Annotated in this window: 11 protein-coding genes; 7 read left to right on the top strand and 4 right to left on the bottom strand. The window is 70.5% G+C overall.

Annotated elements, in window-relative coordinates; genetic code table 11:
- Positions 1-59 precede the first annotated feature (59 nt).
- Together ACGFWI_RS32820 and ACGFWI_RS32815 are read left to right on the top strand one after the other, a co-directional pair.
- On the top strand, positions 60-353 hold the full coding sequence (locus ACGFWI_RS32820; protein ID WP_006606159.1) for a YggT family protein: 294 nt from the start codon (positions 60-62) through the stop codon (positions 351-353).
- Positions 354-402: 49 nt separating this feature from the next.
- Positions 403-1518: a DivIVA domain-containing protein gene (locus tag ACGFWI_RS32815; RefSeq protein ID WP_393909682.1), complete on the top strand. Its 1116-nt coding sequence runs from the start codon at positions 403-405 to the stop codon at positions 1516-1518.
- A gap of 221 nt (positions 1519-1739) precedes the next feature.
- On the opposite strand, the gene ileS is transcribed toward ACGFWI_RS32815, so the two are convergent.
- A complete protein-coding gene (gene ileS / locus ACGFWI_RS32810) occupies positions 1740-4877 on the bottom strand; it encodes an isoleucine--tRNA ligase (RefSeq protein ID WP_393909681.1) in 3138 nt (1045 codons plus the stop codon).
- Positions 4878-5502: 625 nt separating this feature from the next.
- Here ileS and ACGFWI_RS32805 point away from each other — a divergent pair.
- From ACGFWI_RS32805 to ACGFWI_RS32790, 4 genes are all read left to right on the top strand, one after another.
- Positions 5503-6249 (top strand): TraR/DksA family transcriptional regulator, encoded by a 747-nt coding sequence (locus ACGFWI_RS32805; RefSeq protein ID WP_393909680.1) that lies wholly within the window; start codon positions 5503-5505, stop codon positions 6247-6249.
- 121 nt (positions 6250-6370) lie between these two features.
- A complete protein-coding gene (lspA, locus tag ACGFWI_RS32800; RefSeq protein WP_393909679.1) occupies positions 6371-6973 on the top strand; it encodes a signal peptidase II in 603 nt (200 codons plus the stop codon).
- An 80-nt stretch (positions 6974-7053) separates the two neighbouring features.
- A complete protein-coding gene (locus ACGFWI_RS32795) occupies positions 7054-7995 on the top strand; it encodes an RluA family pseudouridine synthase (protein ID WP_393909678.1) in 942 nt (313 codons plus the stop codon).
- A gap of 120 nt (positions 7996-8115) precedes the next feature.
- A complete protein-coding gene (locus ACGFWI_RS32790; RefSeq protein ID WP_393909710.1) occupies positions 8116-9693 on the top strand; it encodes a Na+/H+ antiporter in 1578 nt (525 codons plus the stop codon).
- Between the two features lie 29 nt (positions 9694-9722).
- Here the strand turns inward: ACGFWI_RS32790 and ACGFWI_RS32785 are convergent, their stop codons facing one another.
- The gene (locus ACGFWI_RS32785; protein WP_393909709.1) at positions 9723-10814 is read right to left on the bottom strand and encodes a mechanosensitive ion channel family protein; all 1092 of its coding nucleotides are present in this window, start codon (positions 10812-10814) and stop codon (positions 9723-9725) included.
- A 111-nt stretch (positions 10815-10925) separates the two neighbouring features.
- Here ACGFWI_RS32785 and ACGFWI_RS32780 point away from each other — a divergent pair, with 111 nt between their 5' ends.
- The gene (locus ACGFWI_RS32780; RefSeq protein ID WP_393909677.1) at positions 10926-11537 is read left to right on the top strand and encodes a dienelactone hydrolase family protein; all 612 of its coding nucleotides are present in this window, start codon (positions 10926-10928) and stop codon (positions 11535-11537) included.
- A gap of 34 nt (positions 11538-11571) precedes the next feature.
- Here ACGFWI_RS32780 and ACGFWI_RS32775 read toward each other — a convergent pair whose 3' ends face one another.
- Both ACGFWI_RS32775 and ACGFWI_RS32770 read right to left on the bottom strand, forming a co-directional pair.
- Positions 11572-13215, bottom strand: coding sequence for an alkaline phosphatase D family protein (locus ACGFWI_RS32775; RefSeq protein WP_393909676.1), 1644 nt, complete (start codon positions 13213-13215; stop codon positions 11572-11574).
- A gap of 89 nt (positions 13216-13304) precedes the next feature.
- A complete protein-coding gene (locus ACGFWI_RS32770; protein WP_393909675.1) occupies positions 13305-14246 on the bottom strand; it encodes a thioredoxin domain-containing protein in 942 nt (313 codons plus the stop codon).
- Between the last annotated feature and the right edge of the window lie 32 nt (positions 14247-14278).

Here is a 14278-nt window from a genome sequence, read left to right as displayed (position 1 = left end):
GGCACACCGCGGCCGTAAGGCCAACACAGGAGCAAGGCAAGGGGAGAGGGAAGCGCGAGATGAGTGTCTTTGGTCAGGTGATCTACATCGCGCTGTACTGCTTCCTGATCGTGTTGATCTTCCGGCTGGTGATGGACTATGTCTTCCAGTTCGCCCGTTCATGGCAACCCGGCAAGGCGATGGTGGTCGTTCTTGAGGCCGCCTACACTGTCACTGATCCGCCACTCAAGCTTCTGCGGCGGGTAATCCCGCCGCTGCGTCTCGGGGGCGTGGCGCTCGACCTGTCCTTCTTCGTATTGATGATCATCGTGTACATCCTGATCACCGTCGTGAGGTCGGTGTTGTTGGTGTGAACGATACGGTCTTGCCGATTGCCGACGACTACGTTGAGGTGAAGTAGAGATGCCGTTGACCCCCGAGGACGTGCGGAACAAGCAGTTCACGACCGTCCGCCTCCGAGAAGGCTATGACGAGGACGAGGTCGATGCCTTCCTCGATGAGGTCGAAGCCGAACTGACCCGGCTCCTGCGGGAGAACGAGGACCTGCGCGCCAAGCTTGCCGCTGCCACCCGCGCCGCCGCGCAGAACCAGCAGCAGCAGGGTCTGCGCAAGGGACCGGACCAGCAGCAGGATCAGCAGCAGAGGCCCGGGTCTCCGGTGCCCGCTGCCATATCCGGTCCGCAGCCGGTCCCGCCGCAGCAGCAGCAGGGGATGGGTGGCCCGCCCCAACTGCCCGGTGGTGCACCGCAGCTGCCTCCAGGTCCCGGTGGCCACGGCCCCGGTCCGCAGGGCCCGCACGGCCCCGGTCCGATGGGCCCCGGCGGTCCGATGGGTGGCCCGATGGGCGGCCCCGGTGGACCGCAGCTGCCGCAGGCTGCCCAGCAGCAGGGCGGCCCCGGCGGTGACAGTGCCGCGCGCGTGCTGTCGCTGGCACAGCAGACCGCCGACCAGGCGATCGCGGAGGCCCGTTCCGAGGCCAACAAGATCGTCGGCGAGGCGCGCAGCCGTGCCGAGGGCCTGGAGCGGGACGCCCGCGCCAAGGCCGATGCGCTGGAGCGGGACGCGCAGGAGAAGCACCGCGTGGCGATGGGCTCGCTGGAGTCGGCCCGCGCGACGCTGGAGCGCAAGGTCGAGGACCTGCGCGGCTTCGAGCGCGAGTACCGCACCCGGCTGAAGTCCTACCTGGAGAGCCAGCTGCGTCAGCTGGAGAACCAGGCCGACGACTCGCTGGCTCCGCCGCGGACCCCGGCGGCCGCTTCGCTGCCGCCGTCCCCGTCGATGGCGTCGGCCGGTGCCGGCACCATGGGCGGCAACCACACCATGGGTGGCGGCCAGCAGATGGGCGGCAACCACTCCATGGCCGGTCCGTCCAACGGTGGTCCGTCCTACGGCGGTCAGCAGCAGATGTCGCCGGCGATGACCCAGCCGATGGCTCCGGTGCGGCCGCAGGGCCAGCAGCCCATGCAGCAGACGCCGTCGCCGATGCGCGGCTTCCTCATCGACGAGGACGACAACTGACGTCCGCGTAGCGCACACAGTCGGCAATCAGGGCCGGGCCCCGAGGGAACACTCCTTCGGGGCCCGGCCCTTTTGTGTGTACTTGTGCGCGTGGGCCGGATACGTCCGCCGCGTGGGCCGGGTGTCCGCCGGGTGGGCCGGTTGCGTCCGCGGGGACGGCAAGGCCCCCCGGTGCGGGTTGCGCCGGGGGGCCTGGTGCGCCGTGGTGGCCGCGGGTGCGGTTACGCCTTGCGCAGTTGGAACGTGAGGGACAGGCTCTCGTCGGTGAACGCGGGGCCGTACGATCCGTCCGCCTCGCCGGGGGTGAAGTCGTCGGCGAGCACCTCGTCGGAGATCAGGCCGGTGTGGTCGGCCAGCGCCGTCCGCACCTCCTCGTCGGTGGACTGCCAGCGCAGCGCGATCCGGTCGGCGACGTCCAGGCCGCTGTTCTTACGGGCCTCCTGGATCAGCCGGATCGCGTCGCGGGCCAGGCCCGCCCGGCGCAGCTCCGGGGTGATCTCCAGGTCGAGGGCGACCGTGGCACCGGCGTCGGAGGCCACCGACCAGCCCTCGCGCGGGGTCTCGGTGATGATGACCTCGTCCGGGGCGAGCGAGACGGTCTCACCGTCGACCTCGACATGGGCCGTGCCCTCGCGCAGCGCGAGGGAGAGCGCCGCGGCATCGGCCGCGGCGACGGCCTTGGCGACCGCCTGGACGCCCTTGCCGAACCGCTTGCCCAGGGCACGGAAGTTCGCCTTCGCGGTGGTGTCGACCAGGGAGCCGCCCACCTCCGACAGCGAGGCCAGCGAGCTGACGTTGAGCTCCTCGGTGATCTGTGCCCGCAGGTCCTCGGGCAGGCCCGCGAAACCGTGGGCCGCCACCAGCGCACGGGACAGTGGCTGGCGGGTCTTCACCCCCGACTCGGCGCGGGTCGCGCGGCCCAGCTCGACCAGCCGGCGCACCAGCTGCATCCGGCCGGACAGCGCCGGGTCGATGAGCGTCCGGTCGGCGACCGGCCAGCCGGCGAGATGGACGGACTCCGGCGCCTCCGGGGTGACCGGGACGACCAGGTCCTGCCAGACCCGCTCGGTGATGAACGGGGTGAGGGGTGCCATGAGGCGGGTGACGGTCTCGATGACCTCGTGGAGCGTCCGCAGCGCGGCGGCGTCGCCCTGCCAGAAGCGACGGCGGGAGCGGCGGACGTACCAGTTGGAGAGGTCGTCGACGAAGGAGGACAGCAGCTTGCCGGCCCGCTGGGTATCGAACGTCTCCAGGGACTCGGTGGTCTGCTCGACCAGGGTGTTCAGCTCGCCGAGCAGCCAGCGGTCCAGCAGCGGGCGGTCGACGGGGGCCGGGTCGGCCGCGGAGGGCGCCCAGTTCGACGTACGGGCGTACAGCGCCTGGAAGGCGACGGTGTTCCAGTACGTCAGCAGCGTCTTGCGGACGACTTCCTGGATGGTGGAGTGGCCCACCCGGCGGGCGGCCCACGGGGAGCCGCCGGCGGCCATGAACCAGCGGACCGCGTCGGCGCCGTGCTGGTCCATGAGCGGGATCGGCTGGAGGGTGTTGCCCAGGTGCTTGGACATCTTCCGGCCGTCCTCGGCCAGGATGTGACCGAGGCAGACCACGTTCTCGTACGAGGACTTGTCGAAGACGAGCGTGCCGACGGCCATCAGCGTGTAGAACCAGCCGCGGGTCTGGTCGATGGCCTCCGAGATGAACTGCGCCGGGTAACGCTTCTCGAACAGTTCCCTGTTGCGGTACGGGTAGCCCCACTGCGCGAACGGCATCGAGCCCGAGTCGTACCAGGCGTCGATGACCTCCGGGACGCGGGTCGCGGTGCCCTGGCACGTCGGGCAGGCGAAGGTGATCGCGTCGATGTACGGGCGGTGCGGGTCCAGGTCCGACTGGTCGGTGCCGGTCAGCTCGGTCAGCTCGGTGAGCGAGCCGACGCAGGTGAGGTGGCCCTCCTCGCAGTGCCAGATGGGCAGCGGGGTGCCCCAGTAGCGGTTGCGGGACAGCGCCCAGTCGATGTTGTTCTTGAGCCAGTCGCCGAAGCGGCCGTGCTTGACCGACTCCGGGAACCAGTTGGTGTTCTCGTTCTCCCGCAGCAGGGCGTCCTTGACCGCGGTGGTGCGGATGTACCACGACGGCTGGGCGTAGTAGAGCAGCGCGGTGTGGCAGCGCCAGCAGTGCGGGTAGCTGTGCTCGTACGCGAGGTGCCGGAAGAGCAGGCCGCGGGCGTCGAGGTCGGCGACCAGCGCCTCGTCGGCCTTCTTGAAGAACTGGCCGCCGACCAGGTCCAGTCCTTCCTCGAACGTGCCGTCCGGGCGGACCGGGTTGACCACCGGCAGGTCGTACGCCTTGCAGGTCTTGAGGTCGTCCTCACCGAAGGCCGGGGCCTGGTGGACGAGGCCGGTGCCGTCGTCGGTGGTGACGTACTCGGCGTTGACGACGATGTTGGCGCCCTCCAGCTCGACGAGGTCGAAGGGGCGCTCATAGGCCCAGCGCTCCATCTCGCGGCCGGTGAACGACTCGCCGGTGGTGGTCCAGCCCTCGCCGAGGGCCTTCTCCAGCAGCGGCTCGGCGACGACCAGCTGCTCGCTGCCGTCGGTGGCGACGACATAGGTGACGTCGGGGTGCGCGGCGACGGCCGTGTTGGAGACCAGGGTCCAGGGGGTGGTGGTCCAGATCAGCAGCGCGGCCCGGCCGGCCAGCGGGCCGGACGTCAGCGGGAGGCGGACGAAGACCGAGGGGTCGACGACCGTCTCGTAGCCCTGTGCCAGCTCGTGGTCCGACAGGCCGGTGCCACAGCGCGGGCACCAGGGGGCGACACGGTGGTCCTGGACCAGCAGGCCCTTGTTGAAGATCTCCTTCAGCGACCACCACACCGACTCGATGTAGTCGGGGTCCATCGTGCGGTACGGGGCGTCCAGGTCGGTCCAGTAGCCCATACGGGTCGTGAGCTCGGCGAAGGCGTCGGTATGGCGGGTCACCGACTCGCGGCACTTGGCGTTGAACTCGGCGATGCCGTACGCCTCGATGTCCTTCTTGCCGCTGAAGCCCAGCTCCTTCTCCACGGCCAGCTCGACCGGGAGGCCGTGGCAGTCCCAGCCGGCCTTGCGGTCGACGTGGTAGCCCTGCATCGTGCGGAACCGGGGGAAGACGTCCTTGAAGACGCGCGCCTCGATGTGGTGCGCGCCGGGCATGCCATTGGCGGTCGGGGGGCCCTCGTAGAAGACCCACTCGGGCCGCCCCTCGGACTGCTGGAGGGTGCGGGCGAAGATCTTCTGCTCCTGCCAGAACTCAAGCACGGCGTGCTCGAGGGCGGGGAGGTCTACCTGGGCGGGTACCTGGCGGTACTGGGGCTGCGGACTCATCGGGGGCTTCCTCCGGCGGACACCTGCTGCTTCTCCGTCCGGAGGGACGAGAGCCTTCGCTCCCGCGGTACCACCCTCCTTGGCGGTGCCGTTGCACCGCCCCCTCATTGGGGTCGCGCTGCCGGTTCTACTCGCCGCGGGGGTGATCCACGGGCTTTCTTCCGGCGGCTCCGGGGTGATCTTCGCGTCGTGCACACCCCCGGGCTCCCACCGTCCCCGGGTCGCTGCTGGCTGCGTACGGCGCTACTCGTCCCATCAATGCCTCTCGCTCGGCCCAGTGTACGGGGCGGCGCCGACAGTGGCCGACCGGATTTCGTGCAGCCGGGGGGCGGGCCGGGCCGGGGCGCCGTGCGGGGAGGCCCCGGCCGCTCGCCGGGCCGTCGGTCCGGCTCCTCGCGGTGCCGGGCGCGGGCGCGCTCCGTGACCCGAATGGCGAGCAGGCGGGTGCCGCGCCGACGGGCGGATTACCGGCCGGGGAGCGGGGCACAAACGAGGCAGACCGGACGTCAGGGCCCGGGTGGCAGGTCCCGAAGGGTGGTGCGTCCCGTTGCCGCGTGGCGTGCGGCGATTTATCGTTCCCGTCACGATTCGCGAACAAAGTCACATATGTGAAGGGGTCGCGGCCATGGTGGCGAAAAAGACCGCCGCGGAGAAGAGCACGACGCCTGCCGACGAGGCCGTCGCGAAGCAGCCTGCGCCGAAGAAGACAGCTCCGAAGAAGGCCGCGGCCAAGAAGACGGCGGCCGGCACGGCCACGCCGCGGAAGGCCACGGCCAAGAAGGCGGCGTCGAAGAAGGCGGCCGCGAAGAAGACCGCGGCGAAGAAGACCGCGGCGAAGAAGGCTCCGGCCAAGACGGCCGCGGTGCCCGCTAAGAAGACGGGAGCCAAGACGGTGGTGGCGAAGAAGACTGCGGCCGCAACGGCCAAGGCCCACGGCGACGACTCCGCGGTGCCCATGGCCCGGGTGGCCGCGGCGCCGGGGGAGCTCGCCGTACGGCCCGGCGAGGAACCCTGGACGCCCCAAGAGGTCGCCGAGGCGCGGACCGAACTGATGGAGGAGACGGCGCGGCTGCGGCTGGAGATCGCCTCGGCCGAGGACGCCATCGCCGGGCTGATGCGTGACTCCGGTGACGGAGCGGGCGACGACGAGGCCGACACCGGCACCAAGAACATCACCCGCGAACACGAGCTGTCGCTCGCCTCCAACGCCCGCGAGATGCTCCACCAGACCGAGCGGGCCCTCGGCCGGCTGGACGCGGGCACCTACGGGCTCTGCGAGAACTGCGGCAACCCCATCGGCAAGGCGCGGATGCAGGCCTTCCCCCGGGCGACGCTGTGCGTGGAGTGCAAGCAGAAACAGGAGCGCCGATGAGGCGGCCGGCAGTCGTCGCGGGCGGCACCCGGATCGCCCGCGCCCGTACGTGTGTGCCGTACTCTCGTGGTTCAGCCGGGCACGGCCCGGCCGGGGATACAACGGGCTGAGGGACTCACACGTGGCAGAGGCGGAACGCATCACCGGTACGCCGGAACCCGAACCGGGTGCCGGAGCGGATTCCACGAAGGGATCCGAAGGGGGAGAGCCGGTGACGCCGGAACAGGCCGCAGGCCGCGGCAAACGGCGGATCGGCGCGCTGTTGCTGGTCGCGCTCCTCGTCTACCTGCTCGACCTGGGCAGCAAGCTGCTGGTGGTCGCGAAGCTGGAGCACCACGAGCCCATCGAGGTCATCGGGACGCTGCTGCAGTTCACCGTGATCCGTAACCGCGGCGCCGCGTTCAGCATGGGCGAGGCGCTGACGATCTTCCTCACCATCATCGCGGCGGCCGTGATCCTGGTGATCGCCCGGATCGCCCGCAAGCTCTACAGCATGCCCTGGGCGATCGCGCTCGGGCTGCTGCTGGGCGGCGCCTTCGGCAACCTCACCGACCGGCTGTTCCGGTCGCCGGGGGTCTTCGAGGGCGCGGTGGTCGACTTCATCGCCCCGGCGCACTTCGCGGTCTTCAACCTCGCCGACTCCGGCATCGTCTGCGGCGGCATCCTGATCGTGATCCTCTCCTTCCGCGGGCTCGACCCCGACGGGACCGTCCACAAGGACTGACCGGCCCCGCAGACGCTGACGAGCCGTCCGGGTCCCGGCCGCCGGGCAGGGCACCACGGTGGGACTGCCATACTCGTGGGGTGAGCACCATTCCCGAGATCCGCACCCTGCCCGTACCGGACGGCCTGGAGGGCGAGCGCGTCGACGCCGCGCTGGCCCGGATGTTCGGCTTCTCCCGTACGAAGGCGGCCGAGCTGGCCGCCGCCGGCAAGGTCCGGGTCGACGGCTCCGAGGTGATGAAGTCCGAGCGGGTGAGCGGCGGCGCCTGGCTGGAAGTCGAGATGCCGCAGTCCGCGCCGCCCGTGGAGATCGTCGCCGAGCCCGTCGAGGGCATGGAGATCGTGCATGACGACGACGACATCGTCGTGATCGTCAAGCCCGTCGGCGTCGCCGCGCACCCCAGCCCCGGCTGGACGGGAACGACCGTCATCGGCGGTCTGGCCGCGGCCGGCTACCGCATCTCCACCTCCGGTGCCGCCGAGCGCCAGGGCATCGTGCACCGTCTCGACGTCGGCACCTCGGGCCTGATGGTGGTCGCCAAGTCCGAGCGCGCCTACACGCTCCTCAAGCAGCAGTTCCGTGAGCGTACGGTCGACAAGCGCTATCACGCCCTGGTCCAGGGCCACCCGGACCCGATGAGCGGCACCATCGACGCCCCCATCGGCCGGCACCCGCAGCACGACTACAAGTGGGCGGTGACGGCCGAGGGCAAGGCGTCCGTCACGCACTACGACCTGATCGAGGCGTTCCGCGCGGCCAGCCTGCTCGACATCAAGCTGGAGACCGGCCGCACCCACCAGATCCGGGTGCACATGTCCGCGCACCGCCACCCCTGCGTCGGCGACCTGACCTACGGCGCCGACCCCACCCTCGCCAAGCGCCTCGGCCTCACCCGGCAGTGGCTGCACGCCATGCGGCTGGGCTTCGAGCACCCCTCCGACGGCCGCTGGGTCGAGTTCGAGAGCTCCTACCCGGACGATCTGCAGCGCGCCCTCGACACCGTCCGGGACGAGAGCAGCTGACGCGGAGGGCCTCCTGCGGGAGCCGCCACGGCGGGCAACCGCGGGTGTCGTGGCAGGCTGGGGCCGGCAAGTGATCAAATCCGACCCCGGAGCGTAGCCACCGTGGACCAGCTGGCTCTGATGTTCGTCCTTCTGCTCGGAGCCGTGGTCATGGTTCCGGTCGGCGACCGACTGGGGCTTCCGTCACCGGTGCTGATGACCCTGGTCGGCGCGGTGCTGGCACTGCTGCCGTTCGTGCCCAACGTCGAGGTACCGCCCGAGTTCATCCTGCCGGTGGTGCTGCCGCCGCTGCTCTACGCGGCCGTGCAGCGCACCTCCTGGCGGCAGTTCACCGCCAACCTCCGGCCGATCTTCCTGCTCGCCGTGGCACTGGTCTTCGCCACCACCGCCGCGGTCGCCGCCGTCGCCCAGGCGGTGGTGCCCGGTATGCCGGTGGCCGCAGCGGTGGTGCTCGGCGCGCTGGTCGCCCCGCCCGACCCGGTGGCCGCGACCGCCGTCGCCGGCAAGCTCGGACTGCCCCGCCGGATGGTCTCCATCCTGGAGGGCGAGGGGCTGTTCAACGATGTCACCGCGATCGTGCTGTACCACGTCGCGCTCGCCGCGGCGGTCAGCGGAACCTTCTCGGTGCCCGCCGCGGTCGGCTCGCTGGTGCTCTCCGCGGTGGTCGCCATAGCGGTCGGCCTGGGGCTCGGCTGGCTCACCAACAAGCTGATGGGGCTGCTCGGTGACCCCACGCTGCAGATCGGTCTGACGCTGCTGGTGCCGTTCGTCGCCTACGTCCTGGCCGAGAACTTCCGGGGCTCCGGTGTGCTCGCGGTGCTGACCTGCGCGCTCTTCCTGGCCGAGTACGCGGTCGACCCGGACGATGTGATGGGCCGGCTCGCCGGCTACACCTTCTGGGAGGTCGTCGACACCCTCGTCACCGGTGTCGCCTTCGGGCTGATCGGCCTGGAGCTGCACAACATCTTCGGGGCGGCTTCGCACCGTTGGGGCCAGCTGCTCGGCGCCGGCGCCGCCGTCGTCGGGGTGGTGGTCGGGGTCCGGCTGCTGTGGCTGCTGCCCGCCGCCTGGCTGGCCAAGCGGATGCACAAGCGGCGCGACTACGACGAGGAGATCCCGATGAGCTGGCGGGAGACGCTCATCATGTGGTGGTCGGGGATGCGCGGGGTGGCCTCGGTGGCGCTGGCGCTGGCCATTCCGTACAGCATCGACGGCGGCAACGACTTCCCGGCCCGCGACGACATCCTCTTCATCGCCTTCGCGGTGGTGCTCAGCACCCTCCTCATCCAGGGCCTCACCCTGCCCTGGCTGGTGCGCAGACTGCGGGTTCGGGCCGACACCGATGTCGTCGACGCGCTGGAGCGGGAGCTGGCGATCCGGGTGATCAAGGCGTCCAAGCGGCGGCTGAAGGAGATCCTGGAGGTCGAGGAGCTGCCCGACGAGGTCAGCGACCAGCTGGCGCGCCGCGCGCACGACATCGGTGCCCGGATCGCGCCGGACATCGTCGACGACGAGCGGCGCGAGCTCTTCGAAAAGCGCATCACCCGGATGAAGAAGGTGCAGCGCATCCAGGGCGAGATGCTCTCGGCCGCCCGGCACGAGGTACTGGCGGCGCGCAGTGAACCGGGCGCGGACCCGGAGATCGTCGACCGGGTGCTGCGGCATCTGGACATGCGCAGCCTGCGGGGCGCGCCGTAAGGCCGTAACGGGCGGGCGGGACCGGGGGCTCAGCCCTGCGCGGACCGCGCGCCCGGCTCCCCGCCCCGGCCGAATGCGGGGGTGCCCAGCGGCGCCGGTGCGGTGCTGATCCGCGGCAGCGCGTAGGCGTGCTCGGCCTGCAGCCACTCCAGCATCCGCTCGCGGACCTCGCAGCGCACCGTCCAGAGGGTGTCCGAGTCCCGGGCGGTCGCCAGCGCACGCACCACGATCGTGGACGGTGTGGTGTCGGTGACCACCAGGCTCCAGGACCTGCCGTCCCACTCCGGGCACGCCTGGAGAATCTCCAGCAACCGCTGGCGCATCTTCTCCACCGGCGCGCTGTGGTCGAGGTGGAAGAGGACCGTCCCGGTCATCTGCGCACCGCCGCGGGACCAGTTCTCGAACGGCTTGCCGGTGAAGTACGACACCGGCATGGTGATCCGGCGCTCGTCCCAGGTCCGTACGGTCAGAAAGGTCAGCGTGATCTCCTCGACGGTGCCCCACTCGCCGTCCACGACGACGGTGTCCCCGATCCGCACCATGTCGCCGAACGCGATCTGCAGTCCGGCGAAGAGATTGCCGAGGGTGGACTGGGCGGCGACACCGGCGACGATGCCCAGCAGTCCGGCCGACGCCAGCATGGAGGTGCCGACCGCCCGCATCTCGGGGAACGTCAGCAGCATCGAGGCGGCCGCGACGATGATCACCACGGCCGTCACCACCCGCTGGATCAGCGTCACCTGGGTCCGTACCCGCCGCACCCGTGCCGCGTCCCGGGCGCCCGCCGCATAGCGCGAGTACGACGACTCGACGATCGCCGCCGCGGCCCGGACGACCAGCCAGGCGGCGGCCGCGATCAGGACCAGGGTCAGCGCCTGGCCGACGCCCGCCGCATGCTTTTTGACGGACGTCAGCCCGGCGTGGTCGAACGAGCCGCCCAACAGGGCCGCGCAGAGCGTCACTTGCAGCGGCATCCGGCAGCGGCGCAGCAGCCCCCACAGGGGGGTCTCCGGGTGGGCGGCGTCGATCCGGCGCAGTGCCCGGTCGGTGAGCCAGACCAGGATGAGCGCGAGCAGGACCGCGCCGCCGATGACGACGACCGGACGCACGACGTCCTCCAATGACACGAGACTCCTCCTCCATGGGGTGCAGGGGCGGTGGTGTGCTGGTACCCGGTCCCTGTGACCGTAACTGGCACGATGGGGGGAGATCGATCCAACTCCAGGGAAGTGATGTCAGTGCCGCCCTCCACCGAGTCCTCGACCAGCGGACTTTCGACGATTGTCCTGATTCATTCGGTGTGCGGGCTGCGTCCCGCGGTGCACGCGGCGGCGGACCGGATGCGCGCCGCGGGGCACGAGGTGATCGTCCCCGACCTGTTCGACGGCCGGACCGCCGACTCCGTCCCGGACGGCATTCTCATCAAGGACGAGATCGGCAAGGAGGAGCTGCTCAAGCGCGCCATCACGGCCGTCGCGCCCTACTCGGACCGCGGACTGGTCTACGCCGGCTTCTCCTTCGGCGGCTCGGTCGCGCAGAACCTCGCGCTGGCTGACGAGAAGGCCCGGGGGCTGCTTCTGCTGCACGGAACCTCGGACATCGCGGAGGGCACCGTCGCCGACGACCTGCCGGTGCAGCTGCATGTCGCCGACCCGGACCCGTACGAGCCGCACGACTGGCTGACCGCCTGGTATCTCCAGATGCGCCGGGCCGGCGCGGACGTAGAGGTCTTCCGCTACGCCGGCGCCGGCCACCTCTTCACCGATCCCGATCTGCCCGACTATGACGCGGAGGCGGCGGAGAGCACCTGGAAGGTGGCGCTGGGCTTCCTCGCCGACCTGTGAGCCGGTAAGCCGGCCGGGCCCGGGCGGACACCTCCTACCCGAGCGGCTGGTCCGCCCGCTCCACCTGCTGGGTGCCGGACCGGGTCCGGTACGAGCGCAGCAGTGTGCTGGTGGCGTGCGGGTCTGTTTTGTCTGAGATGCCGAAATAGTCCATCTGCGTACGCTCGGCGTCGACGTCCAGGACCCCGTAGCCGTGCGAGTCCATGTCCAGCCACTTCACATGCCGGTTGGCGGCCTTGATGGCGGCGACCCCGGCCAGCGAGAGGGTGTGCGGGGCGACATGCAGGAAGTCGTCCACGTTGTCGGAGGTGACGGAGGTGACCACGAACTCCGTCGCCACCGGCCGGGTGGCGGGGTAAGTCGCCGCCTCCAGCGGCACATCGTTGGCCCAGGCCATGTGGATGTCGCCGGTCAGGAACACGGTGTTGCCGATACCGCGGTCGCTGAGGTGGGAGAGCAGCTCGCGCCGGTCGTCGGTGTAGCCGTCCCACTGGTCGGTGTTGATCGCCAGGCCCTCCTTGGGTATCCCGAGGATCTCGGCGAGCGGGCCGAGCAGCTTGGCGGGGACGGAGCCGAAGGCGACCTGCGAGATCATCACCGAGGTGCCGACCAGTCGCCAGGCGGTGTCCGAGCGTTCGAGTCCGGACTTGAGCCAGTCCAGTTGGGCCCGGCCGGTGATCGTACGGCTGGGGTCGTCCACCTCACCGCTGCCCGGCTTGGCCTGGGCGTCGCGGAACGATCGCAGATCGAGCAGGTGCAGATCGGCGAGGGTGCCGAAGCGCAGCCTGCGGTAGGTGGTGCCGGCGATCGAGGGGCGCACCGGCATCCACTCGAAGTAGGCCTGCTTCGCGGCGGCCATCCGCGCGGACCAGGGTCCCTCGGTGTCCGCGGTGTGGTTCACCGCGCCGCCCTTCCAGGCGTTGTCGGCGAACTCGTGGTCGTCCCAGATGGCGATGACCGGGTGCGTGGCGTGCATGGCCATCGCGTCCGGGTCGGTCTTGTGGACGCCGTGCCGGGTGCGGTAGTCGGCGAGCGTCAGCAGCTCGTGGGCGGGGGTGTGGGGGCGGACGACGTACTTGAAGTCCGGGAACTCGCCGGACTTGTACTCGTAGAGGTAGTCGCCGACGTGCAGCACCGCGTCCAGCTCGGTACGGGCGGCCAGATGCCGGTACGGCGAGAAGTAGCCGGACTCCCAGTTGGCGCAGGAGACCACACCGAAGCGGACATTGCCGGCCGCGGTGTCGTGGGCGGGGGCGGTGCGGGTCCGGCCGACGGGGGAGTGCTGCCCGTCGACGGTGAAGCGGTAGTAGTAGTGGGTGGCCGGGTGCAGGCCGCGGACGTCCGCCTTGACGGTGTGGTCGGCGGCGGCGGAGGTGGTCAGGGTTCCCCGTGCGACGACGGACGCGAAGTCCTTGTCGCTCGCCACCTGCCAGCTCACCTTGGCGGCCGGCCCGCGGCCGGAGCCGGGTGCGGCCGCCGGGGTCGGCGTGACCCGGGTCCACAGCAGGACGCCGTCGGGAAGGGGGTCACCCGAGGCGACCCCGTGCTGGAAGAACGAGCCCTGCTCCGGGGCCCCTTGGGCGTGCGCGGCGGCGGCGCCGGCGAACGGCAGAAGTGCGGCGGTGGCGGCTACGGCCGTAACGGCAGTGCGGCGCGAGATCTGGTCATGATCGGTCACGGCCGATCACCTTACTGGCCGGTAATCGGGCCCGGGAGGGCGATTCCCGATAACCCCGAGAATTCGCCCGCCCGTTGTCCGAAAGGCGCTCAGTGCGCGCCCGTGGGGTCCTTTTCGCCCTCACGGATGCCCTTCCCGCCACCTTCGCCCTTGCTGCCGCCCTTGCCCGGGTCTCCTCCCGCGGAGCCCTTCGCCGGGCCGAACTCCTTGTCGATCATCTTCTTGAAGTTGGCCTGCGCGAGCTGGTTGTACTGCGCCTGCGTCATCTGCTGCTGCGGGACCTGCGGCATCACCAGCTTCTTGCCGCCGTGCATGAACGTGGGCGTGCCCTTGACGCCCTTGCGTCCGAACAGCGCGGTCATGTCCATCGCCCAGCGGTCGTAGGTGCCCTTCTTGACCGCCGCGGCGAACGCCTTGTCGTTCTTCAGCTCCGGCACCTCGGCGGCCACCTTGAGCAGCTCGGAGTCCTTGGCGTAGAGGTCCTCGCGCTCGTCGGGGTGGTACTTGGCGGAGTACAGCGCCGACTTGTACTTCAAGAAGGCCTCCGGGCTGACGTTGAGCGCCGCGCCGAGCGCGCTCAGCGCGTTCTTCGAGCCCGCGCCGCCGCCCTGGGCGTCGTCGATGAAGGTGTACATCGTGAAGCGAACCCGGTACCGGCCGTCTTCGATGTCCTTGAGCAGGGCCTTGCCGCTGCTCTGCTCGAAGGCTGCACACGCCGGGCAGCGGACGTCCTCGAAGACCTCCAGGGTCTGTTTGGCGTTCTTGTCGCCTATGAGGATCTCGGTGCCGTTCTTGCCCTGGGTGTGCGCGGGCGCGACCGCTTTGGCCTCCTTGGCGGCCTCCCAGCCCTTGGGCTCGTTGGCCTTCATCACGGCGTAGCCGATGCCGCCGGCCACGGCGAGGACGCCGACCACCGCGCCCACCGCGGTCAGTTGGCGGCGCAGCTTCTCCTTCTTCTTCTGGCGTTCCCGCTCGGCCCGGATGCGTTCGCGGGCCGCGGTCTTGTTGGCCAGGTTGTTGCGGTTGCTCATGGGTGGTCCCGTCCCCTCAAGGGTTGTGCCGG

Origin of the sequence: Streptomyces sp. NPDC048434 (genome assembly GCF_043200375.1) — a bacterium.
Classification (GTDB): Bacteria; Actinomycetota; Actinomycetes; order Streptomycetales; family Streptomycetaceae; genus Streptomyces.
This window is presented reverse-complemented; position numbering and strand designations above follow the sequence as displayed.

Excerpts from the sequence above, each read along its gene's own strand:
- ACGFWI_RS32820 (WP_006606159.1), top strand. The coding sequence starts at position 60 with ATGAGTGTCTTTGGTCAGGTGATCTACATCGCGCTGTACTGCTTCCTG.
- ileS (WP_393909681.1), bottom strand. The coding sequence starts at position 4,877 with ATGAGTCCGCAGCCCCAGTACCGCCAGGTACCCGCCCAGGTAGACCTC.
- ACGFWI_RS32815 (WP_393909682.1), top strand. The coding sequence starts at position 403 with ATGCCGTTGACCCCCGAGGACGTGCGGAACAAGCAGTTCACGACCGTC.
- ACGFWI_RS32805 (WP_393909680.1), top strand. The coding sequence starts at position 5,503 with ATGGTGGCGAAAAAGACCGCCGCGGAGAAGAGCACGACGCCTGCCGAC.
- ACGFWI_RS32790 (WP_393909710.1), top strand. The coding sequence starts at position 8,116 with ATGTTCGTCCTTCTGCTCGGAGCCGTGGTCATGGTTCCGGTCGGCGAC.
- ACGFWI_RS32770 (WP_393909675.1), bottom strand. The coding sequence starts at position 14,246 with ATGAGCAACCGCAACAACCTGGCCAACAAGACCGCGGCCCGCGAACGC.
- ACGFWI_RS32780 (WP_393909677.1), top strand. The coding sequence starts at position 10,926 with ATGTCAGTGCCGCCCTCCACCGAGTCCTCGACCAGCGGACTTTCGACG.